We start from the raw sequence: 23,190 nt of genomic DNA, 5'->3' as shown, positions 1-23,190 counted from the left end.
CATCATGACCAGCACCGATGCCCGTGATACGGAACTTGCCGCCCAGTATGAGGCCTATCCTTACCCAGAACGAGACCCACGCGAGGAGACAAAGCGGCTCCTGATCGGCAGCCCCAGTCATCTGCGGGAAATCGATTACTGGGTTTTTGGCGCCCGTCGTTCCCGCTCGCAGCCCTTGCGCGCTCTTGTCGCCGGATGCGGCACCGGGGATGGCGCGATCATGCTCGCCACACAGATGGCCCGCAGCAATCGTCCAGGCGAAGTTGTCTGCGTGGACCGGTCCGAACATGCGCTAAAGATTGCAAAATCTCGCGCGGAAGCCCGCAACCTGAGCAATATCAGCTTCATTCAGGGCTCCCTCACCGATCCGGAAACGCTGCCGGGCCAGTTTGATTACATCGACTGCTGCGGTGTTCTGCATCACCTGCCTGCCCCACTGGAAACGCTGAAAGTCCTTGAGCAAGCGCTCCTTCCCGGCGGCGGCATGGGACTGATGGTCTATGCGCCCTATGGCCGGACCGGCGTGTATATGATTCAGGAAGCACTTGAACATCTCACGCCCTTTTCTGAATCACCCTCGACACGGCTCGATATCGCCAAGCGGGTCATGCGCACACTTCCCGCCACGGCATGGCTGCGGCAGAACGGCAATTTCGGTGATCATCTGACCGGTGGTGACGCCGGACTTTACGATCTGCTGCTCAATCCCCGCGACCGCGCCTATACGATCGGCGCGTTTCTTGATCTGCTGACGGAAGCCGGTCTTGAACCATCCTGCCTGATGGAACCTGCCCGTTACGATCCCGCGCTGTTTCTGCCGGATCCGAAGTTGCGTGCCCGCGTGGAGAACCTGTCATGGCGGGAAAAGGCCGAGGTCGCGGAATCCCTGACCGGTAATATGGCGACGCATGTGGCCTATGTCGTGCGGAACGGATCGCGCCCCATGCCGCCAGACTGCTGTGATCCGACGACTGTGCCTGTCATGCGGGAAATACCGGGGGATGAGCTGGCAAAACAGATTCTTCCCAACAGCACTCTACCTTTTGCATTCGGCACCCTGACGGTTCCGGTTCCGCTGCCCACTCAGGCACGCAGCATTCTCCCTCTGATTGATGGTGCGCGGACTGTGGGAGATATTGCCGCCATCATGCAGGAACGCGGTCTTTCAGAGCGGAAATTCTTCACGGTGTGGGCAGAGCTTTTCTCAAGACTGGAAAGCCTGAACCGCGTTCTGCTGCTTCCTCCACTCTGACAACAGACACTTTTAACATCTGTTTACTGAGGCAGAGGTATCAGAAAAACTGCCCAAGATACTTCTCTTCCCGTCAGCATTTCCCAGACATGAAGCCAGGACCCAACCGGATCGGTCGCGGCGCTCAGGACCGTCAAAACATATATATGGACAGCGTGTTCTGATTGCCTTTTTATATTGATTGCGTAATGTTCACCCTGTTTCTATAAAATATTTTTAATCTTTTTAACCGTTCCGTCGTAACTGGCTGCATCCTATACCTGTTTCAGTATCTTTGCTGTTCTGTGAGGGACTTTTTTGTTTCCAGAGTGTGTCACGCGTCTTTCGTTTTGTCTCTCGCTGATCCGCGTCCCTCGCGTTCGAACAGCGACGATATGCGGACTGTTTCTTGCCTCGGGTGTCCCTGCGCACGCAGAAACCCTGCGTGAAGCCATCCAGTCGGCCTGGACAATGGACCCGTCCCGTAAATCCATCTCGACGGACGCCCTGTCGGCGCGCAAGCGCGCCTCGGCCGCACGCTCATGGTTCCCTGACGGGCCGACCGTCTCCGGCCTCTACATGGATGATCATTTCATCGGCAGCCATGTAGGCTACACAACCTATCAGGGACAGATCAGCGTGCCTCTCTGGCTGCCGGGACAGGGGTCGGCCACGGAAGAGGCGGCGCTTGCCGATGAGAAAGTCGCCGCACACCAGCAGCAGGTGCAGAAGCTGACTGTCGCCGTGCATGTTCTTGATCTTGCCAGCGAAGGCGCGGTCCTCAGCGCCCGAATCAGCAATCAGGAAATCGTCAGCGACGTGCTCGGCAGGACCATGTCGGATGTTGAGCGCGCCCTTCATGCAGGAGAAGTCTCCAACACGGATTACGAGGCAACGGTCACCGAAAAGGAAGACGTGGACGGTACGCTGGCGGAATCCCGACAAAGGCTTGAGAATATTCGCGCTGAACTGGAATCCCTGACAGGCACAGACACCCTTCCCGATCTTTCCGGCATTGACGGCCGGGGGCTGGGGCCAGTCGGCTCGCAACTCGACCCCGAGCATGATCCCCGTGTTCAGCTTGCGGAATCCGCCCTGAAACAGGCGCAGGCTTCCTATTCCGTCGCCCGCCACTCCTACATGCCCAACCCGTCGCTTGGGGTCATTCTCAGCCGACAGGAACAGTATCAGAGCCCTTGGGACACACAAATCGGCGTTGAATTTCAGGTGCCGCTGCCAAGCGAAGCCAGAAATGTTCCCATGGTCATGAAAGAGGTCCAGGCTGTCGGTCGGGCGGAGCGCGACGTCACGCAGGCGCATCGCCAGATCAAGGCCGAATATCGCCAGTTGCATAACCAGTTGACGACCTCCACCCAGATTCTTCAACATGCACGTCAGTTACGCGTCCACTCGGATCGTCGCGCCGCAGATCTTGCCGAAGCATGGCAGGTCGGCGAGATCCCGGTGATCGAGTATCTGCGTGCCAGACGAACTGCTCTTACAGCCGCTGAACGCTATGCCCAGGCAGACATTGTCATGCGAGCCACGATAGCCCGGATGATTCTTATGAGCGGAAATATTCCATGATCGAAACGAACAGGGTTTTCTCGCCTTCTTTTGTGTCAGCTCTGCTCAGCACCCTGCTCGCCAGTTCCGCATTTCTGCCTTCCGCCCATGCCGCGCCGCCTCTCCCAACAGTCACGATTTCCGATGAAGCGCTTGCCGCAGAGGATATCCACACGGCAGTCGCCCATCCAGGAGCCCTGCCGCATCACATGGATGTTCCAGCCTATATCGTCGCCGACGCCCGGAAGGTGGCGCATATCCGCCCCGTCGGCAGCGGACGTGTTCTTGATGTGGCGGTGGTCGCCGGACAGATGGTGACCAAGGGCCAGCCCCTGCTCACTTATGAGAACTTTACGCTGAACGACGACACGCAACAGCGCCTGTCCGCGGAGGCCGCCCTACAGGAAGCCCGCGCCAGACGTGAAAATGCCCGTCAGCTTTATGATCGCGCCCGCACCCTGAAGGGGGGCGCGGTTTCGGTAGGAGAACTGGAGCGACGGGGCGCTGCCTTGCGGGAGGCGGATGCGCTCGTGCATGGCCGGGAAGCCGCACTTCGGAGTATGGCCGAACATCTCCGACGCTATCAGTCCAGTATGGAACATCCCGATGAAGGGAAATCAGTCGTCGTGTCTCCAATCAGCGGCATTGTCACGAGCATCAATGTCGCCACCGGGCAGGAAATGACTGCCAGCGGTGTCGCGCCGGTGGAAATCGAAAACCTGTCTCACGTCTGGATCGTCTCACAGGTCGATGAGGAGGCAGCGCCCCGTATCCGCCCCGGCGACCGCCAACTCACATGGCTTTCACCCGGCGAAGCCCCTCTTTCGTCACGCATTGACGTCATCGAAGGCCACGTCGATACAAAAACCCAGCACATTCTCGCCCGCAGCCTTGTTGAAAATCCGCAGCAGCAGTTGCGCCCCGGCATGCTGGTAAAAACGCGTCTGTTCTCCTCCGACAAGGTCGAAGGCGTTCTGATCCCGAGCACGGCTCTTCAGACCTTTGCGGGATCGCCCTGCGTTTTCGTGCTGACAGCTCCCCATCGCTACAGTTTGCGCATCGTGAAGACCGGTCCCTCTCTTGAAGGACAGACCATCATCACCGCAGGCCTGCAGGGTGGCGAAACCGTGGTGACACAGGGCAGCTTCACCCTGAAATCACAGGCCATCCTTGCTCCTTCCGCCGAGGCCAACGGCTGACCTTATGAAGCTTCTGCACTGGCTGATCGAAAAGCGCCTTTTCCTTTTCTGTATCGTCACACTTCTTATGGTGGCCGGACTGGCAGACATCAGGAGTCTGCCGGTGGAACCGGTTCCGGATATCTCGCCGCGTCAGGTGCTGGTATCCGTGCAAGCGCCCGGCCTGCCGACGGAGGAGGTTGAAAAACTCGTCACCTCGCCTGTGGAGAAAGCCCTGTCCGGCGTCGTCGGCCTGACCAGCATGCGCTCCGTATCGCGCACCGGCGTGGCCGTTCTCTATCTCCAGTTCGACGATTCCACCGACATCTACCGCGCCCGTGAACTGGTCTCGCAGCGCCTGCCTGAAGCCCGCGACAGCGTGTCCGTCCATGGTCTGTCCATCGACATGGGGCCGATGTCCACCGGCATGGGCGAGATCCTCCACCTACAGATTCGGGGTCGGGACCAGTCGCTTGAAGACCTGAACCGGCTAATGGTCTGGAACGTCGTGCCGCGCCTGCGCCTCGTTCCCGGCGTGGTGGATGTCAACATCAACGGCGGCGCTTCCGAGACCTATGAAGTCGCGCTCAATCCAATGGCCATGCGACGTTACGGCGTGTCTGTGTCGGATGCTTTCGACGCCATCGATACCGGCAATGAAGCAGCGGGCGGTGCATGGATCGAGCATAATGACGAGCAGCACATCATTGTCGGCCGTTCGCTGATCGACGATCTCGCGGAACTGGGTGAAGTGCAGGTCCGCAGCGGTCCGAATGGTGAAGTCGTTCATCTGCGCGACATCGGCATCGTGCGGAAAGGCAGCCGTCCGCGCATGGGCGGCGTCACCCGAGACGGACAGGGCGAGATTGTCAGCGCCGTCGTGCTTCTGCGGGAAGGCGCGAGCGCGCGGGCGACATTGAGCGATCTGAAAACCGAACTGCCGAAAATTCAGGCGTCTCTGCCCATTGGCGTCACATTGGAACCCTATTACGGACGGGAAAGCCTGACTGAAAAAACCGTCGATACGGTCAGGGAAAACCTCTCACTCGGCGCCATTCTGGTTCTGGTGGTCCTGCTGCTGGTGATCGGTGACTGGCGGGCCTCTCTCGTCATCATCTCCGTGATCCCCTTCTCGCTTGTCGCGGCCATGGTCGGCATGCGGCATCTGGGCATCTCCGCCAACCTGCTCTCCCTCGGCGCGATCGACTTCGGCATGGTCGTCGACAGTTCGCTCGTCATTGTCGAGAACGTGCTGCACCGCCGCCGTTACGACACGCCACTCCCGACCACCATCCTGTCCACCGTGCGCTCCGTCATCCGCCCGGTCACCTTCGCCGTGCTCATCATCGCCATGGTGTATCTGCCAGTCCTCACGCTTCAGTGCGTCGAAGGCCGGATGTTCACCCCGATGGCGGAAACGGTCATTCTGGCGCTGATCGCCTCGCTTGTTTACTCGCTGGTCTGCATTCCGGCTCTCTGTATTTTTCTCGGACGCGGCAAGAAACCCGATGAGCATGCGCAGGATAAGCACGAAGATCATCACACCCGCTTCATCGCCTTCATGTGGCGTCTTTTCCAGCCTGCCTCCCGCTACTGCATGACGCATACGAAACAGGTCATGTCCGTGGCGGTCATTTTCCTGATTCTCTCCGTGTTTGTTGCCAGCCGTCTGGGCGGCGAGTTCATCCCCCAGCTTCAGGAAGGTGATCTGGTCGTCACCTCCACACGTCTTCCCGGCATTTCCCTTGATGCGTCGTTAAAGGCGGTGCAAGCCATTGAGAGGACACTCCGTTCCTTCCCGGACGTGCGCACGGTTGTCAGCAATACCGGCACGTCGGCTATCCCGACCGATCCACAGGGTGGAGAGCAGAGCGACACCTATGTGCTGCTCAAGCCTCATTCCGAATGGAAAACCGCCAGCACGCAGGAAGGTCTGGTCAAGGCTTTCAACGACGCATTGCAGAAGAACAATCCCGGCTCCCTGTTCAACTGGAGCCAGCCGATCCAGATGCGCATGGACGACCTGCTTTCCGGCGTGCGGTCACAGATTGCGATCGGCATCTATGGTCCCGACATGACTGTCCTGTCGAAGCTGGCGACGCAGGTCTCCGACGTGGTCGCCAGAGTTCCCGGTGCCGCCGACGTCGCGCCGCAGGATGTCGGCACCATCCCGTATCTTCATATCGACGTTGATCGCACCATGACGGGACGGCTCAACACGGAGACGTCCTCCGTCATGGACGTGGTGGAGGCGCTGGGCGGTCATTTCGGTCCACCCGTTTCCGTCGATGACGCGCTGATTCCGACTGAGGTCCGTTTTGCGGAAGATGCTCGGGAAAATATCGATGATATCCGCGCCCTCCCCGTCATCACCCGCGACGACCGCACTATCAATCTCTCTCAGGTCGCGCATATCGTGCTGACAGATGGACCGCCGACGATACGCCGCGATCAGGGGCTCCGCCGCACCATGGTGCAGGCCAATGTGCGAGGGCGGGACCTGAGTTCTTTCGTCAAGGCTGCTCAGGACGCTGTAGCGAAGAACATCAAACTCGCTCCGGGTTATCGTCTGGAATGGAATGGCCAGTTCAGAAATCTTCAGACAGCCGTGGCCCGTCTTGAAATTGTCGTGCCGATCATGCTGGGGTTGATCTTCCTGCTGCTCATGATGGCGCTTGGGCAACTGGGACTGGCGGCGCTTGTGTTCGTCAATCTGCCGTTCGCCGCAACGGGCGGTATTCTCGCACTCTACTTCCGCGGCATGCCGTTCAGCATTTCGGCCGGTATCGGCTTTATCGCTTTGTTTGGTGTGGCCACCATGAACGGTCTCGTGCTGGTGTCCTACATTCACGATCTGAGAAAGGAAGGCTTCCTTCCTTTTGACGCTGCGATCGAGGCTGTTCGCGAACGCTTCCGGCCCGTCATGGCCACGGCGACTGTCGCCTGCCTGGGCTTCTTCCCCATGGCGTTCTCCATGAGCGAAGGCGCGGAGGTTGAAAAGCCGCTGGCGACGGTTGTCATCGGTGGGCTTGTGTCCTGCACGATGCTGACATTGCTGGTTCTGCCATCGCTTTATGCTTGGCTTTACAGGAAGAAGTCCTGCTGAGTGCGTTATCTGCTATAGATGGTTGGATATTTCTTAATATAGAGCAATGAAAGATTATTCAAATAAGATCAAATCTCTTGAAAGTTTTTAAACTCATCACAATCGTAGCAAATACAATAGCTTTCGCTTTCATATGAGACATCCGTTTGGCAGTTGATCTCTTGCCCAAGCAGGCAATATGCATCGGTTTTCCTTTTCGGTATACTTCGATTTCTGCCGTTCAATATACTCGCATGTGCTCTGCAAAATACGCATATTTATGCGTCGATAAATTTCGAATAAATTCAAATACTGTTTTTTAAATATGCTGAAGACTGATGACACAAAATAACCCTGATAACGTAATTAAAAGCTTTGAGGATTTCCTCAGGGTAATATCCGGAATAGAACCCGACAAAGGATATTTTTTCCGTGGCGAAAAACGAAATGATTGGCAGTTGATCCCAAAAATTGGACGAATCACTCCAAAACCACCAGAAAAAACAGGAAAGTTTCACTTCGATCTGGAATATAAAAGTGAAGTCGTTGATGAACGAGGTGCACTTGCTCGGTTTAAAGCAGCAGCACGGCCCTTTTTGACTACTATCCCAGATAATGAATGGGATTGGATTGCTCTTGCGCAACATCACGGTTTACCCACACGGTTATTAGACTGGACCACGAACCCGCTAGTCGCTTTATTCTTTGCTATTGGTGATAAGGTTAATGAACAGTGGCTCAGTCATGAGTGTATAGGAACTCCTAAATATGACGGATCAGCTGTTTTCTATATTTGGCGTGTTAAACAGCCAGCAATTGACACTCGTGACGCTGATCTTTTCAACAGTTGGGGTTATTTCTTTCCAACCCATGTAACTTCGAGAATTTCAGCACAAGGAGGTCTGTTTTCCATTCAAAAGGACCCACATGAACCATTTAGCAGTCGCATCACACGCTACTAGCAGTCGCATCACACGCTACGTTATTCCTTTTGGCGTAAGGAATCTTATCCGTGATCAATTGAGAATGTTTGGTATTAATCAAGCTTTTATTTATTCTGATCTGGATGGACTGGCTCGTGACATACAGGAAAGGATTACACGTCTTTAGTTTTAATAATTATAAATTATATTTTTTATTAATGAGAAAATGATCGATGTTTGGTGTTTTATTTATACAGACATTACCGCACATTCCGCTCTCCCCGCATAGCTGCCTGCCGGCTTCAAGAACATGTCGGTCATAAGCGGAGCCGTTCGGGCTCCCGGAAAGCGGACAGTCTGCCACAGTCCTCGTTATCCGCCGATATCCTTTCCAGACTTCTGATTGCTGCATGTGCTGCTGATCAGGAGAACATATCATGGAGAAGAAAACTCGTTTTCCATCGCCTACGCTGAAGGCGTCCGTACCTTGGAATGCAGGAAAAATGGTTGGCGCCAAGGGGGCGCTCAAAGAAAAGCACGTCTGGGCTATTCGGTTCTGGCTGGGGAGCGAACAGCGTATCAGAGACAGAGCTTTGTTTGATCTAGCTCTCGATAGCAAACTTAGAGGCTGTGATCTTGTCAGCCTTCGTATCGGCGACGTCGTTACCAGCGGTCAGGTGCGCCACCGAGCCATGGTTGTCCAGCAAAAAAAAACCGGCGGCCTGTGCAGTTTGAGATTACGGAAACGACGCGAGAAAGCGCGCGAACGTGGCTGGAGCATAGCGGTGGTGGCCTGAATGAGTATATTTTTCCAAGTCGCCTAAGCGCCAGAGTTCACCTGAGCACAAGGCAATACGTCCGGCTTCTGGATCAATGGGTTCAGGCGGTAGGACTAATCCCCGGGGAATAATGGAACTCATTCGCTCCGCTGGACTAAAGTCGCCATGATTTACAAACGAACCGGTAATATCCGGGCCGTGCAGATCCGGCACACGATATTCTGGTGAGTATCGTATTATTATGGGAGATTGCGATCAAAATCCGTATCAGAAAACTGGATGCAGATATGAACGATATTCTGGCAGCCATTCCTGCGGAAGATTTCTCTCTGCTGCAAATACAGTCCGAACACCTGCAGATGTCTTTGCCTCCGCATCATCATGATCCGTTTAACCATCTCCTGATGGCGCAGGCTGAACACGCCACATTCCTTTCGGAAGACGGACAAATGGATCAGTATTCTATTGAAAGAATCCGTTGCTCATGAGTGTATAACTGTCATCAGAATTCATCTCACTTCAGTCATTCAGGCTACCACAACGTTTCCATAAAAAAGAAATCATTATCATTTAAAATATCTAATACTGATCTGGATCTTCGGCTACTCTGTTGCAGATTAATGAAGATATTCCAGAAGCACGTCTGCGCCTCTGACAGCACTGACGTGATCCGCGCTCAGATGCAACGGGACCACCGGATGGTCCTCGCCATCAGGGCGACGAAGATCTGGTCAAAGGCCGAGACGGCTCTACCGGCTAAAGCGATTATATAAAGTCCTGCGCCGACCATACGCTTTCCGAGCGTCTTTCCACTGAAGGCCGTTCCAGATCATATATGCAAGCCCATTCAAAACATGATGGCCATCTACATGCGACATACCACGCGCCAACGGAAAATACGGCTTAATCCGTTCTATCTATTACTCAGACAGCAAAAACACATCACTGACAGTCCCCTCCACCGCAAGCTCGTGAATCACGGAACATAGTTCAATTCAATAAATTAACAGGTTCTCAGCCCAGCTGGTTGTTCACTGGATTTCCGGTCAAGTATGCAGGGCTTTATTTCCTTCTCCTCTATGGTAATCCTAAAACTTTCAGTAAATTGTACAATACCTTGTATGGCCCGTATTCTCGGAGTGGCAACCCGTTACGGTTCACGAAGGTGACTCTGCTCAGCATGTGGATCGTCAACTCGGGAGCGATCATAGCTTTTGAAACAGTTGCGGACGAGCCATCGGCTCGTCCGTCAGCCAGAAAAGATTACTCGCCTTCAGTCTTCTCACAGAGCCTGAATCAAAATTTCTTCCAAAAAATAAATGGTACCTGAATCTAAAATGAGCTCGAAAATGTTGCCATCATGGTAAACCCGTATCCAAGATAATATGTTGGAGCCGATCCTTTAACTACATAGCTATTTTTACTAATAACATCATGTGCATTTGATGTAACGGAAGCTGGACCGGCAAGATGATGAAGATCACTAATATTTAAAAAATTCAATTTTATCTTCGGCGACTTCATATATGAAAATGACGGCAAATTCGCACCGACCGCAATGTCACCACGTAGCTGTGAAGGCATGTGCTCATCATTTACGAAAGTAGTATACTGTTTCCCAGTATACCGAAGATCAAAATTACCAAAAAACAATCCGTCATTATAAGATAACCCAAACGACGCTTGATATGCTGGCGTCTGCGTTGCGTATTTTCCTTTCGTATTTAATGCAACAGACTGACAGACTCCCGCATTGCTACATCCTTGAGTTAAGAAATTGCTATCATTTATGGCGTGAACAAATTCAAAGTTCGCATAGGGGCTAAAATGCCAAAATGGGTGAGTTCCCACCTCAACGTCGACACCACGGGTTGTCTGAGATCCTACGTTAATAGTTGAACTAATCAAATCTCCATTGTAGTTTTCAAGCGTGGATACCTGCCTGTTCTTAAAATCATAATTGAACAACGTCGCGGACGCATGAAATAGATTTGATTGGTAACGGTATCCTAACTCTTCCTTTATTGCATACTCAGGACGTTCATTGCTTGTTCCCTTCTGAGAAACATCTCCGGTTGAGAGATTATAAGAATTAAAAAAACTCTGCCCCAACGGAGCTCGCATACCTGTACTCACATTAAAAAACAACTGATTTTGTCTATCAAATTTATAAAGTGCAGAAAATTCTGGCAACGGTTCTGTAATATTTTGGCCTACTGCATATTGTGAACCCGGCAAATGATTCGCCCCGAAACGGTCAAGCATGATAACTTTAATTCCTACATTAATTGTAAGCTTTTTATTTAGAAATGTAATTTTATCTCCAGCAAATAGTGAATTTGCTTGAGTAATCAAATTCCAGTCTAACGCACGCAGCTGTGTTCCATTACTGTAACGCAACGCAAATCGGGATGCTTTCCAAATATTTACAGGATCCCCTGTTTGACCAAGGGGTACCATATCAACATAATTGGTATTATCATCGTATTCGTACCAGTCTCCAAATACAAAATCATGATTATGCCATGAGTAGTTTATTTTTGCTGTAATTCCTGCACGAGAATCAAGGAACACATATCGCGATGCTACCGGCGCGACACCTGTAGCATCAGTATATGGTATTGCTCCAGGACCATCCATATATGTAGTACCATAATAAGAGCCTGACGGATTAACGGTGCTACCATAAGTCACGTTACCCCATCCTCTCCAGACATAGGGAAGAACATTGAGCTTCAGATGATCTGTCAAAGTAAAGCTTGAAGGAAGCGCGGCGTTTACATCCATCCATTCATTTCGTTGATTTTTCCAATATGATGCATTATCCGCTGCACTTCCTGATGGATTGAACGTTGCTCTGTAATAATTTGAATTTCCTTTTTCCTTCCAGTCTGACATTGTCGGATTATAATATTGAGCTAAATCTGCATCAGACCATGAAAATATTGCGGAAATACGATTACCATCCCCCCACTCCTTGAGAGCTTTTGCATCGATATGTTTTCTATGATCAATTCCTGGACCGTTCCAATGATGGTCGAAGAAATTGGAAAAAGACACCCATGACCGAATACCTGATTTGCCTATCTCTCCAGTCTGGATTCGACCAAATTCTTTCTGAGCATTATATTTCCCAATCATATATTCAGCATAACCACCCGCTTTCTTAGAAGGATCAATCGTTGTATAGGACAACACACCACCAAGAGCACTAAAGATAGGCAAATCGAGGCTTGAAGCTCCTTGACTTAAACGAACTTGATCAAGGTTTTCGACGTCAACTAACTGAGTAGGATAAATCGCGCCCGCAGTCGTATCATTCTGCGGCGTACCATCCGAAAGGTAACCAATCTCGGCCGAATTAAGTCCTCGAACGGTAAAATTCACATTATTAGTGACACCATACGGATCTGCTGCTGTAACATTAGCTCCCGGCATATTCTGGGCTATTTGAAGTATATTTCCTTGCGGAGGCCGCATAGTGATATATGCACGATCCACAACACTCATTGCGCTTGGAGTTGACAGATTAATCATACGCCCCCCCCCAACAGCGCCATGCCGGACGGAACTAACATGAACTTCTTCTGATCCTATTGCAGCAAACGATTTTGTTTTCTTTTTTTGTGATCGCTTCCCCCCTATATGATCCACAAGAACTGTTCTATTATTTTTGTTATTTTTTGCATAACCATTAGAAACAGACCTTTCGCGATGAATTTTTATATCGCCAGCCAAAGAACAACTTGAATATAAAGTAAACGATGAGGCTAACCCTACACACAAACTTACTCTATAAAATTTTTTCTCAAAATAATACATAAAAATTTTTTTATTTACATTTAACATATTGAACAAAAGAACACTTTCCATTTTTTCCTCCATACATACAGAAACAACCTGACGAATAAACAAAAATAAAAATATATTTGTATATAATAACATTAAATCTATACTTATTTTTACTGAAATATATTCAATTTTAACTATAAGATCTCAATGGATTTTTATGTATTTATATTTCGATATCGCAACAATAAGCTGATTAATCAAGATTTGGGAATTGACAAGATAACAGCCTGTAATGCGCTCCAGGCATCAATAGATCATCAAATGACCTATATCGATTTGAATCATCCATTCTTAGATTTAGGCTCAGGACCTTTTAATTTATTGAGCTGAGTATATTGTTGTGATTCACAGGCCTGTTGATGGAGGATGGGTCTGTGAGTGACGTGTTTTTCTGTTCGGGCATCAGATGGAACAGATCAGGCACTTTTCCCACTGGCGCATGGGGTTCCGTGCGTGGGTGACCGCCGTGTTCTGGACGGAATTGTTTACGTGATCTGCAACGGTCTTCAGCGGAAAGATGCCCCGAAAGCGCATGGTCCGCACAAGACTTTATACAACCGGTTTATCCGCTGGAGCCGCCTGGGTGTCTTTGACAGGATCTTTGTCGACCTGACAGAGCAGACTGGCCGTTCGAAGCGTCTGATGATTGATGAGACACATCTCAAAGCGCACAGAATGGCATCGTCTTTGCTCAAAAAGGGGCTTTTCCCCGCCATATCGGACGAACCAAAGACGGACTGAACTCAAAGCTCATGCTGTATGTGATGGTCTGGGACGGTCGGTCCGTCTTCATCTGACAGCGGACCAGGTGAGTGACTTCAAAGGCGCAGACCTTCTTCTGAGCGATCTTCCCGATAAGACAGAAGAAGTCATCGGGGATCGGGGATACGACAGCAATAAAATCAGGCTGTCTCTCGCAGACCGGAATATCACCGCCTGTATTCCGCCGAAGAAGAACCGGAAATCAAAGCCACCTTACGACTGGCATCTCTATAAAAAACGTCACCTGATTGAAAACATGTTCGCAAAGCTCAAAGACTGGCGGCGCGTCGCCACCAGATATGACCGCTGTACTCACACCTTCATGTCAGCAATCCATATCGCAGCAAGCTTCATCTTCTGGCTCAAGGAATGAGTATCCGTCTTGGTCAAGTGTGACGTGGTTCCCATAACCTATCATTACGTAACAGGACATTCACCAGAATAACGAGACGTCGCATGAGAGCGGTCAGAGCCACTTTTGCGTGCTTTCCCTTGCCCGTCAGACTAGGGCTTGTGGGGATTCACCACGAATGGATGATGGCTGCGGCGAGATAGGTCATGGCGCTAAAGCTTGCGTCTATTTTGTCGGCCCGCATTGCGATGCGTTTGAATTCCTTGAGCTTACAGAAGAAATTCTCGGTCAGATCCGCCATTTATAGATTTCCCGATCCAGCAGCAGCGGCTTTGAACGTCGCGGATGCTGGGAAATAACGACTGTTGCGCCCCTTTCATTCAGTTCGGCAATGATGGCGTTGCTGTCGAACGCCTTGTCGGCGATGAAGGCATCGAATTCGAGACCGTCAATCAACGATGGCACTTCCACACTGTCGAAGCGCTGTCCGGGCATCAGACGGAAACGAACGAGATTGCCCAGAGCATCCGTAAGCGCGAGAATCTTCGTCGTCATGCCGCCTTTCGAGCGGCCTATGGCTTGGCCCTGAGACCCCCTTTAGCGCCCTGACCATGACGATGAATCTTTACGATCGTTGCATCGACCATTGCATATTCCATATCCGGATCACCGGATAATGCATCGAAAATCCGTTTGAAAACATCAGCAGTGCACCAGTCGCTGAAGCGACGGAACGCCGTGCTCCAGTTGCCGAACAGGGCAGGCAGATCACGCCATGGACTGCCAGTGCGCACAATCCACAGCACCTCTTCCATGAAAAGACGGTTGTCGCGACCGCTCCTCCGACATGATCTTCACGACCGGGGAGAAAGTCCTTTATCCGCTCGCACTGGCTGTCGCTCAGCCCATACCGGCGCATTCCCATCGCTCCCAGAAATCGGGGAGAAAACGTCACAGATCATATGAAATTATAAGCCTTATAACGCCAGGCGCTAGTTGACGACACGTCCCAATTACCAGCCACGCGCCGCATCGATTGTCTTCTCATTGCCGAGATATAATGTCGAAACAGAAGGGAAAGACGTTGAAATTACCTGACCTTTCCGCAGCACATACAGCCGCTCCGGACGGAGACGGATCGCATCCATAACTGAGTTCGCCTGAAGAATGATAAGATCAGCGTCTTTACCGACCTCCAGCCCATAATTCTCCAAATGCATAATCCGTGCTGGCAGCGTGGTAATACCGGCAAAACAGTCCGAAATCTGGTCAGCGCCGGTCATATGTGCACCGTGCACTGCCATGGAAGCCACTTCGAGCATGTCGTGACTACCGAGCCCGTACCAGGGATCCATCACACAATCATGGCCGAGCCCTACTGGAATACCCGCAGCCAGAAGTTCTGGAATACGTGTCATGCCACGACGACGGGGATAGGTGTCAAAGCGTCCTTGAAGCGTCATGTTGACCAGGGGATTGGCAATAGCCGCGACGCCTGATTCCGCCATCAGGGAAATCAGCTTGTCGGCATAGGCGTTATCCATCGAATGCATGGACGTCAGGTGTGACCCCGCCACGCGTCCCTGCAATGAAAACTTCACGCTGCACGCAGCCATAGTTTCTATATGACGTGACTCCGGATCATCATTTTCATCGCAATGCATATCAACGAGCAGATTGTTTTCTGCCGCAAGACGGAACAGTTCATGAATACTTCTGTCACCTTCATTCCGGGAGCGTTCATAGTGCGGAATTCCACCGACAACGTCCAGTCCCATACCTAAAGCCTGCGTAAACAGTTTTTCTGCATCAGGCTTACGAAAAAAGCCATCTTGAGGAAACGCCACAAGCTGAATGGTCATCCACGGTTTCAGATCCTCCCGAAGACGCAGCAGCGCACGCACTCCCTTGAATTCAGGGTCTCCAATATCTACATGACTTCTAATAGCCAGAATCCCTTTCGTCAGTGACCGCTCGCAAAGGCGACGAGCACGTTCGTAAATTCCTTCTTCTGTCAAAGATGGTTTGATAGAGCGCCAATTACGGATACCTTCGAATAACGTGCCGCTCTGGTTCGCAGGAGCCAGTCCTGACGTCAAAGTATAGTCAAGATGAAAGTGACTATCGACGAAAGGTGGTGACACCAAATATGATTTTGCGTCTATCTCTTGCCCAGCGTCACCTTCAAGGTGAGGCTCCATCACTGCGATGAGGCCATCACGCACACCGATGTCGACGTTACGTCCATCAGGCAGAGTTGCGTTACGAATAATCAGATCAAGCATGGAAATGTTCCTTTTCAGGAAGTATCTCTACTCCGTGACGCTGGCGTAAAATCAGAATCTGACCGAGACCACCGAGAACGAAACCCACCAGATAGCCAAGATCAGCTCCATCCAGAAGTTGCGCAACCGGGCCAACAAAAATCGGAGTGGACGAGAAAAGTGCGATTGTCAGAACGGTGACCAGCACAAAGAGTGAGGCCGACGATGTCCATCCCTCTTTGGTCAGCATCCGCATTGATCGCGCATGGGCAGGACGGCAATACCAGTCCGCCATGACAATGCCGCACCAGGGAGCAATCCAGTAAAGCGCCAGCAACAGATAGTTTTCATACAGGGAAACAAAAGAACCTTCTCCCATCACGGCAAGAATGTAGGCCGTTCCCGCGGTGACAGCCACGCTGAGCATACGATTGACACGCACACCAGCTGAAATCAGGGCATAAGACGCTGTGTTGTCATTCGCCGCATTAATGGCAATCGATGAGAACGCAACAGCAGCGAGAGCTACGGGTGCAAAAGGACCTGACCATTGATTGAGCGCATCAATCACCGCCCCCGGTGACGGATCTTTTATTGCGGCACCGGTCAGAAGGCCAAACAGCTCCATGATAAAAGAGGACAGAAATGTTCCAAGAAAGGTCAGCAAGAAAACAGTTTTCGAGGATGTGTTCTCCGGCACATAGCGTGTATAATCGGATGCATAGGCTGCCCATCCCATATTGAAGCTGCTGACAGTACCCAATGCGATGGTCACTGAGGCAAAACTGAGTGTCGCGACCGAGGCTGAAGAAGGGGCCACACCTGCATGTGAGACAGCCATACAGCCCACGATAGCAAATGCCGTCAGCAAGATCCATCCGAGATATTTCTCGATCACCTGAACCAGATCATGTCCACCGAGACTGGCCAGAAGTTGCGCAGTCGCCAACACACCTAATGCAAGCCAGAATGGCGTATTCAGTCCAGCCATTTTCAACAACAGCATGAAAGCCAGAGCCGATGGCACGTTGTTGACGGCATCCCACCCCACGCAGTTGACCCAGTTGATCAGCGAGGGCAGACGTTTGCCGGCTGTGCCCAGCGCAAAGCGTGAAGCCTCCATTTGTGGCAGGCCTGTACGCGGGCCCATAACTGCACATAGGGCCACAGGTAATGAACCTAACAGGTTGCCAATCACCAACACCCAGAAGCCGGCCCAGCCAGAGAGACCGAGAAACACGACAAGTGTTCCAATCACCCAAGCGGCAGGAGCCAGATTGGGTGAAAAATGACTCCAGAAAATCTTTTCAGGCGTGGTGGTCTGAAGATGGGATGGCACCCGCTCCAGAACGGCCGCAGCGCCGCCTTGTTCTACGCGCATCCTCGAACATTCCTTGACTGTGCTTTTATTTATTAAGTTGAAGACATCATGAGGTGGCGTCGGGCGTTCGTAGCGGCTTCATCCACCACTTCGCGTTCGAGATCCAGAACGACCCCATAAATATCATGCGCCACTTCCACAGAGCAGAAGCCGTCAAGCACGTCATCCAGCACCTTGGTGGGGGTGCGTTTCAGAGGATTCCCATAGCCGCCCCCATTGGGACTGAAATAGGTCATCATATCGCCGGACTTGACGATCTCCCCTGAAAATTTCGATGGCATGTCTCGTATTTTTTTATCCTGTTCTGACGCGATCGTGCATCGGCCAACAGCGCCATCATGCCCAGCAAAGAGTCCCCAAGGCGCATCCGTATGGCGTTCCGATTCATGGGTGATGAAACCGTCTGACAGCATCCGTTGAGACTTGACTACACCAATTCCACCACGAAACTCTCCTGCACCCGGAAGAACATCGTCACGCAGCTCATAGCGCTCACAACGCATGGGTAGGTGCATGGCAAGGTCCTCGATCGGATTGTTGCGTGTATTTGCCATGAGATTATCGATTGAATCCGGACCATCCGATTTAGGGCGACCACCATACGCTCCTTCATTTACTTCAAGAAACACCCAATAATTTCCATCACTTTTCAATCCGGAATAGGCTGCGAACGAGATCGACGCCGACGATCCCGCAATAACCTGTTCCGGCATGACAGGCGCAAGGGCGCGCAGGATCAGATCGATCAGCCTGTTACACTGGGTAAACCGGGCTTCCGCCGAGGCCGGAAAGACCGGATTGTAGATGGACCCGAGCGGGGCCGTAACCGTAATAGGCCGGAACGAACCTTCATTGGATGGAACAGGAACATCCTGACACGCACTATCCAGCAGCAGCTTTCGAAAAGCAGCATAGACTGCCACTTTCGTCGAACCCTCGAACGGAACATTATAGGCTGTCGGTGTTTGAGAAGCCGATCCGGTAAGATCCACTTCCAGACTGTCCCCGGTCACACGGACAGTCACCACGACTGGAAGTTGCTGACCACGGTTACGACCATCGTCATCAAGATATCCCTTTGCGGAATACTCACCATCAGGGATGGCAGCAATCTTCTGCCTCATCATGCGTTCGGCATAATCCATGAGTTGCTCAGAGGCAGCCAGCACGGTCTTTTCCGAATACTTCTCAATAAGCTCCAGAAAACGGGTCTTGCCAAGACGAACCGAGGCAATCTGCGCCTCGATATCAGCGACAAGATGCTGGGCCGCGCGGGAGTTGTTGCGAATAAAATTCCACAACGCCTTGTTCGGCTGCCCTTTACGATACAGCTTGTTTCCAGCGAACAGCATTCCTTCTGCGAATACATCTGGAACATCAATGATCAGACCTGGCGTCGCCGCACCGATATCGACGTGATGCGCCGTGTTGGCGGCAAATCCGATCAGTCGTCCCTCATGGAAAATCGGCATGACGATCGCAAGGTCGGGGCTGTGTGAAGAACCGTGATAAGGATGATTGTGTACAACGATATCCCCGTCATACCACTCACCATCCTCCAGCGTATCCTGAATACCTCTTAAATAAGCCGGAATGGAACCAATATGCATTGGTGTCGATTCTGATTCACAAAGAGTATTGAACTGTGAATCAAAAAGACCAGCGCCCAGATCCTCGCTTTCACGAATGATCGAAGAAAAGGACATGCGATGGAGAACATGCGCCATTTCATTGGCTATCGTCTCAAATGCTCCTCGGATGACCTGCAGGAGAATAGGATCCAGAACGATATTTTCTGAGGATTTATTCACAGCCTGATCTCCGCTCATACCGCATATCGTTTCAGACGTGTACCACCATGTGATAGCATTTCTGCTGCATATCCAGGAGGAACAAGCGTCGTCGCATCTTGCTGAATCAACAGGGCAGGTCCCCGTACCTGTTCGCCACGATATAACCGTGTCCGGTCATAACGCGGTGTATCCAGGATTTGGCCGTTATCGAAAACAGTCTGTTTTGAGTAGAGAAAAGCCCTATCAATTCCCTTCTCATCAGGAATCTGCAGCTCTCTTGTTTTTTCTTCTCCAGGTGGAATTTTCCCCGTCGCCCGGAGCGATACGACCTCCACAGGAGCATCAGGATAGGAGTAGCCGTAGTCCCGATGGTGGATGGCATGGAAATCTTTCAGAAGATTTCCTGTATTATCCAGTGAGATTGAGTCACTTTCCAGTGGAACACGTAACTCAAACCCTTGCCCTGCGTAACGACATTCCCCAAAAAGGGTAATCTCGTAAGTCGCGTTTTCCTCACCCAGAGAAGAAAGATCTCTCAGCAGGTTAATCTTCAAACGCTTTGCTGCGCCTTCAAGACGTCCGACCACATCGGCAGACTGGGCAGGAAGCATAACGAGCACCGGCTCGACATATTCATATTGTACACCAGTCCTGAGCAGTCCGACAGCAGCTGTAATGCCGGGCGCCACAGGCACGATCACTTCCGGAGCACCGACAGCTTCCGCCAGAGCAACGCCGTGCAATGGACCTGCGCCACCGAATGGCATGACGGCGAATTCACGCGGATCAAGGCCACGGGCGACTGTCGTGGAGCGGATTGCCAGTGCCATGTTGTTATCAATGACACGAATAATGCCCAGAGCTGCTTCCTGAACAGAAATACCAAGTGGTTGTGCAATTTTTTCAAGAATTGCTTTTTCCGCCAGATCGCGGCGAAGCGCCAGACGACCATCCAGTGCCTTGTCCGGATCAAGCCGACCAAGAACGATATGAGCATCGGTGACAGTCGGCTCCAGCCCTCCCCGCGCATAACATGCGGGGCCAGGCATCGATCCTGCTGATTTGGGGCCAACATGGAAAGCGCCGAACTCGTCCACTCTTGCAATAGAACCGCCGCCAGCACCTATCGTCACAAGATCGATCATCGGTGCCATGACAGGATAGCCGCCAACCTCTGTATCACGAGGGTTCTTGACCTTCACCTCACCATTGACGATGGCGGCAATATCAGCCGACGTGCCACCGATATCGACGGTAATGATATTGGAAACATCAGCAGCAGAGCCTTCCCACAGACCGCCCATCACACCTCCGGCGGGCCCTGACATGAGAATGTTCACTGGTCGTTCACAGCAGTCTTCAACCGATGCCACTCCGCCGTTCGACTGCATGATGCGGAGCCGGGCCTTGATGTTGGCGGCCTCAAGTCCTCTCTGAAGACGCCGAAGATAAAAGGACGTGGGCGGCCCGACATAGCTGTTCATGGCAGCTGTCGAAAAACGCTCATATTCTCGCATTGTATTCGAAATTTCTGATGAAATTGATACGAATGCGTCTGGTATTTCCTCCAAGACGATCTCCCGGGCACGCACTTCGTGGGCATCGTTGAGAAAGGAGAAAAGGAACCCGATCACCACAGCCTTGATCCCACGCTTGCGAAACAGGGCGCAGGCTTGCCGCACGGCAACCTCATCCAGAGGTGTTTCAATTTCTCCTGTAGGGGGAGAAATTCTTTCTACAATGGGGATACGGTTGCGTCGCCGCACAAGGGGCCGTGACTGCCACGGCACATCAAAATGCAGAGAAAAATTATATGGCCGCTTGTGACGGCCAATATGAAGGATGTCGCGGAATCCCTCCGTTGTCAGCATCCCGCATTCGGCACCGTTGTGTTCAATCGTGATGTTGGTTGCTGTCGTCGTGCCGTGGAGGAGTGTCTCCACCTCCTCCACCCGGATGCCGGCCTGCTCGCACAGAGTCAGAATTCCCTCGATCACGCCAATAGACTGATCTTCAAGTGTGGTCGGCAGCTTATGGTAGAACACGCCCTTATGACATTCGAGCACCAGATCCGTGTTCGTGCCACCTACATCGACCCCAATCCGAGCCATTCTGTCTCTTCCCTTGTCTTACGTCACAGCCTGAACCGGCAACAGGACCGATGTATGTTCACGTGCCCTGACAGGCTAGCTCAGCCAGCGAGTGCTGCAATTTTCTCTACACATTCATCAACTGTATGAACGTCTGCAAATTTTGCATCGATATCAAAAAGATTCCACGCGACAGCGCCTGGCACCCGATCACCGATACATTCCTTGACGGCAATTGTCCGGAATCCGTCAGCCAGCCCATCACAAATCGTCGTGCGAACACAGGCACAGGCAGTCACACCCGTCACGAGGATCGTATCAACGCCAGCCGCACGTAGAATTCCTGCCAGTTCTGTTCCATGAAAAGCCGAAGCCCGCTTTTTCAGCAGAGTATATTCGCCCTCGATCGGCGCAATACGACTGTCGATTGCCCACAGATCCCGATCTTTCAGATTAACGACATCTACCGGGATCTTGTCATGCCAGAGTCCCATGTCAGTGAAAGACGCATTGCGATCCGTAATTTCGTATGCTGTCGTAACATGCACGACCGGCAGCTTATGAGCACGGAACGTCCGAAGCAGCTTCTGCATGCCGGGGATGATTTCACCATCCATTTTTTCCTGATCGCAGGTGAAGGGATTACCGGGACGCGTCCACGCATTTGCCAGATCGACGCTCACGAGAGCAGGTCGTGACCCAAATCCTACCCGACGCTGGAAACCACGTTCCTGATAAAGACGTGTGCCTTCGTTAAAAGCCTGCTCAAGCAGGCGATCCAGTTCTTTTGCATCAAGGGCCATCAGAGCCATCCTTCATCGAGAGACATCCATCGCCATGCCCACGTTATCGAGGCAGCGTCATTGCGATACCAGAACAACATGCACAGAGAGAAAGCTGCAGGGAATTGGCAAATGAACACCCTTTCTTGCGTGAAATGCATCACCGCTTGCAGGCTGGTTCTTAACTACTGTATCCTGAGGATGACATGGATGATCCGCATCCTTATTGCCCTGTGCAGGAAAGGTAGAAATCGTGGCGCGAGCGGAAAGCATCGGCTTACTCGATACATTTATCGTGGTGGCTGAGGAGTTAAGTTTTAGGCGGGCAGCAGCACGTCTGAACATCGACCAGTCAGCACTCACACGACGTATCCAAAAGCTGGAAAATCAGGTAGGAGTGCAACTTCTTGTGCGTTCCACGCATAACGTTCGCCTGACAGACGCCGGGCTGTATTTTCTGGAAGCCAACTGCAGTGTTATCGACCGCTATATCTCCTCGATCAAGAGGGCACGGTCCGTGGCGGAAGGACTTTATGGGCATCTTTCAATTGGTTACATGAATTTTGCGGGGGTAGATTTACTGCCAAAAGCAGTAAAAACCTTTCGCGAAGCATTCCCTGATGTTCTGATATCTTTACTTTATGTGCCCAGTCAGCTTCAACAGATTCAGTTGTCACGAAATGAAATCGATATTGGTTATACTATCGGTCCAATTCAGAATCAGGATATCGATTTTGTCACCTTGCGGCAGGAAGATCTTTTCCTCGTCGTGCCTGCTACCGCCTCTTTAGCAAACAGGCCTTTCGTTCAGGCATCAATGATCAACTCGTTAAAATTCATCATGGGTGACGACGATGAATGGAGTTTTTATCGATGGAAAATTGAAAGCTTATTGAGAGAAAGCAACGTATCTCTTGATATTGCGTGGAAGATATCAAACATCACAGCCATCTTTGGTATGGTCTCTGCAGGATGTGGTGTAACAATTCTGCCAGAATGTATGAAATGCGCCATTCCCTCATCGCTCGCCGCCGTGCCGATCACTGGCCTTTCGCAGGGGATCGAGCTGCAAATTGCATGGAACAAGGCCACTCATTCCCCACATATCCATAAGTTTCTGTCACTTATCAAAGATACAGATTTATGAACCAT

Annotated in this window: 14 protein-coding genes and 3 pseudogenes; 9 read left to right on the top strand and 8 right to left on the bottom strand. The window is 51.6% G+C overall.

Translation table 11 applies throughout. The annotated features are described in order from the left end of the window. Positions 1 to 4 precede the first annotated feature (4 nt). From EMQ_RS15115 to EMQ_RS15085, 7 genes and pseudogenes are all read left to right on the top strand, one after another. Positions 5 to 1,252, top strand: a complete 1,248-nt coding sequence (locus EMQ_RS15115) for a class I SAM-dependent methyltransferase (RefSeq protein ID WP_010667778.1) — start codon at positions 5 to 7, stop codon at positions 1,250 to 1,252. Positions 1,253 to 1,702: 450 nt separating this feature from the next. Further along, complete coding sequence (locus tag EMQ_RS15110; protein ID WP_132012072.1) at positions 1,703 to 2,818, top strand: TolC family protein; 1,116 nt, start codon at positions 1,703 to 1,705, stop codon at positions 2,816 to 2,818. Further along, the gene (locus EMQ_RS15105; protein ID WP_010667644.1) at positions 2,815 to 3,996 is read left to right on the top strand and encodes an efflux RND transporter periplasmic adaptor subunit; all 1,182 of its coding nucleotides are present in this window, start codon (positions 2,815 to 2,817) and stop codon (positions 3,994 to 3,996) included. Before EMQ_RS15110 ends, EMQ_RS15105 begins: the two co-directional genes overlap by 4 nt. Positions 3,997 to 4,000: 4 nt before the next feature. Further along, positions 4,001 to 7,081 (top strand): efflux RND transporter permease subunit, encoded by a 3,081-nt coding sequence (locus EMQ_RS15100; RefSeq protein WP_010667645.1) that lies wholly within the window; start codon positions 4,001 to 4,003, stop codon positions 7,079 to 7,081. 317 nt (positions 7,082 to 7,398) lie between these two features. After that, positions 7,399 to 8,022, top strand: coding sequence for an FRG domain-containing protein (locus tag EMQ_RS15095; protein ID WP_010669190.1), 624 nt, complete (start codon positions 7,399 to 7,401; stop codon positions 8,020 to 8,022). A gap of 398 nt (positions 8,023 to 8,420) precedes the next feature. Continuing rightward, a complete protein-coding gene (locus EMQ_RS15090) occupies positions 8,421 to 8,780 on the top strand; it encodes a site-specific integrase (protein ID WP_010668972.1) in 360 nt (119 codons plus the stop codon). Between the two features lie 182 nt (positions 8,781 to 8,962). Next, positions 8,963 to 9,250: pseudogene (locus tag EMQ_RS15085) on the top strand (type II toxin-antitoxin system VapC family toxin); the annotation flags it as partial. A gap of 261 nt (positions 9,251 to 9,511) precedes the next feature. Here the strand turns inward: EMQ_RS15085 and EMQ_RS17430 are convergent. Together EMQ_RS17430 and EMQ_RS15075 are read right to left on the bottom strand one after the other, a co-directional pair. Beyond that, entirely contained in the window at positions 9,512 to 9,640 is a 129-nt protein-coding gene (locus EMQ_RS17430) for a transposase (protein WP_081617482.1), read from the bottom strand. Between the two features lie 454 nt (positions 9,641 to 10,094). Continuing rightward, positions 10,095 to 12,635 (bottom strand): TonB-dependent receptor, encoded by a 2,541-nt coding sequence (locus EMQ_RS15075; protein WP_158320017.1) that lies wholly within the window; start codon positions 12,633 to 12,635, stop codon positions 10,095 to 10,097. Positions 12,636 to 13,020: 385 nt separating this feature from the next. On the opposite strand from EMQ_RS15075, the pseudogene EMQ_RS15070 reads away from it, so the two are divergent. After that, positions 13,021 to 13,749, top strand: a pseudogene (locus tag EMQ_RS15070) (IS5 family transposase). A gap of 148 nt (positions 13,750 to 13,897) precedes the next feature. Here EMQ_RS15070 and EMQ_RS15065 read toward each other — a convergent pair. The 6 genes and pseudogenes from EMQ_RS15065 to EMQ_RS15040 all read right to left on the bottom strand — a co-directional run bounded on the left by EMQ_RS15065 (position 13,898) and on the right by EMQ_RS15040 (position 22,059). Beyond that, positions 13,898 to 14,653, bottom strand: a pseudogene (locus EMQ_RS15065) (IS5 family transposase). Positions 14,654 to 14,741: 88 nt separating this feature from the next. Continuing rightward, the gene (locus EMQ_RS15060; RefSeq protein ID WP_010666837.1) at positions 14,742 to 16,013 is read right to left on the bottom strand and encodes a cytosine deaminase; all 1,272 of its coding nucleotides are present in this window, start codon (positions 16,011 to 16,013) and stop codon (positions 14,742 to 14,744) included. After that, positions 16,006 to 17,373: a purine-cytosine permease family protein gene (locus EMQ_RS15055; RefSeq protein ID WP_010666836.1), complete on the bottom strand. Its 1,368-nt coding sequence runs from the start codon at positions 17,371 to 17,373 to the stop codon at positions 16,006 to 16,008. The genes EMQ_RS15060 and EMQ_RS15055 overlap by 8 nt, the downstream gene beginning before the upstream one ends. A gap of 32 nt (positions 17,374 to 17,405) precedes the next feature. Continuing rightward, a complete protein-coding gene (locus EMQ_RS15050) occupies positions 17,406 to 19,184 on the bottom strand; it encodes a hydantoinase B/oxoprolinase family protein (protein WP_035349849.1) in 1,779 nt (592 codons plus the stop codon). A 14-nt stretch (positions 19,185 to 19,198) separates the two neighbouring features. Continuing rightward, complete coding sequence (locus EMQ_RS15045) at positions 19,199 to 21,277, bottom strand: hydantoinase/oxoprolinase family protein (protein ID WP_010668446.1); 2,079 nt, start codon at positions 21,275 to 21,277, stop codon at positions 19,199 to 19,201. Positions 21,278 to 21,357: 80 nt separating this feature from the next. After that, the gene (locus EMQ_RS15040) at positions 21,358 to 22,059 is read right to left on the bottom strand and encodes an isochorismatase family protein (protein ID WP_010668447.1); all 702 of its coding nucleotides are present in this window, start codon (positions 22,057 to 22,059) and stop codon (positions 21,358 to 21,360) included. 232 nt (positions 22,060 to 22,291) lie between these two features. On the opposite strand from EMQ_RS15040, the gene EMQ_RS15035 reads away from it, so the two are divergent. Then, entirely contained in the window at positions 22,292 to 23,185 is an 894-nt protein-coding gene (locus EMQ_RS15035) for a LysR family transcriptional regulator (protein WP_018307754.1), read from the top strand. The last annotated feature ends 5 nt before the right edge of the window (positions 23,186 to 23,190 follow it).

Origin of the sequence: Acetobacter aceti NBRC 14818, from assembly GCF_000193495.2 — a bacterium.
Lineage (GTDB): Bacteria > Pseudomonadota > Alphaproteobacteria > Acetobacterales > Acetobacteraceae > Acetobacter > Acetobacter aceti.
The sequence above is the reverse complement of the archived record's forward strand: the minus strand, read 5'-3'. Positions and strand labels throughout refer to the sequence as shown.

Excerpts from the sequence above, each read along its gene's own strand:
- EMQ_RS15075 (WP_158320017.1), bottom strand. The coding sequence starts at position 12,635 with ATGGAAAGTGTTCTTTTGTTCAATATGTTAAATGTAAATAAAAAAATT.
- EMQ_RS15055 (WP_010666836.1), bottom strand. The coding sequence starts at position 17,373 with ATGCGCGTAGAACAAGGCGGCGCTGCGGCCGTTCTGGAGCGGGTGCCA.
- EMQ_RS17430 (WP_081617482.1), bottom strand. The coding sequence starts at position 9,640 with ATGTCGCATGTAGATGGCCATCATGTTTTGAATGGGCTTGCATATATG.
- EMQ_RS15115 (WP_010667778.1), top strand. The coding sequence starts at position 5 with ATGACCAGCACCGATGCCCGTGATACGGAACTTGCCGCCCAGTATGAG.
- EMQ_RS15095 (WP_010669190.1), top strand. The coding sequence starts at position 7,399 with ATGACACAAAATAACCCTGATAACGTAATTAAAAGCTTTGAGGATTTC.
- EMQ_RS15105 (WP_010667644.1), top strand. The coding sequence starts at position 2,815 with ATGATCGAAACGAACAGGGTTTTCTCGCCTTCTTTTGTGTCAGCTCTG.
- EMQ_RS15110 (WP_132012072.1), top strand. The coding sequence starts at position 1,703 with ATGGACCCGTCCCGTAAATCCATCTCGACGGACGCCCTGTCGGCGCGC.
- EMQ_RS15040 (WP_010668447.1), bottom strand. The coding sequence starts at position 22,059 with ATGGCCCTTGATGCAAAAGAACTGGATCGCCTGCTTGAGCAGGCTTTT.
- EMQ_RS15060 (WP_010666837.1), bottom strand. The coding sequence starts at position 16,013 with ATGCTTGATCTGATTATTCGTAACGCAACTCTGCCTGATGGACGTAAC.
- EMQ_RS15100 (WP_010667645.1), top strand. The coding sequence starts at position 4,001 with ATGAAGCTTCTGCACTGGCTGATCGAAAAGCGCCTTTTCCTTTTCTGT.
- EMQ_RS15090 (WP_010668972.1), top strand. The coding sequence starts at position 8,421 with ATGGAGAAGAAAACTCGTTTTCCATCGCCTACGCTGAAGGCGTCCGTA.
- EMQ_RS15045 (WP_010668446.1), bottom strand. The coding sequence starts at position 21,277 with ATGGCTCGGATTGGGGTCGATGTAGGTGGCACGAACACGGATCTGGTG.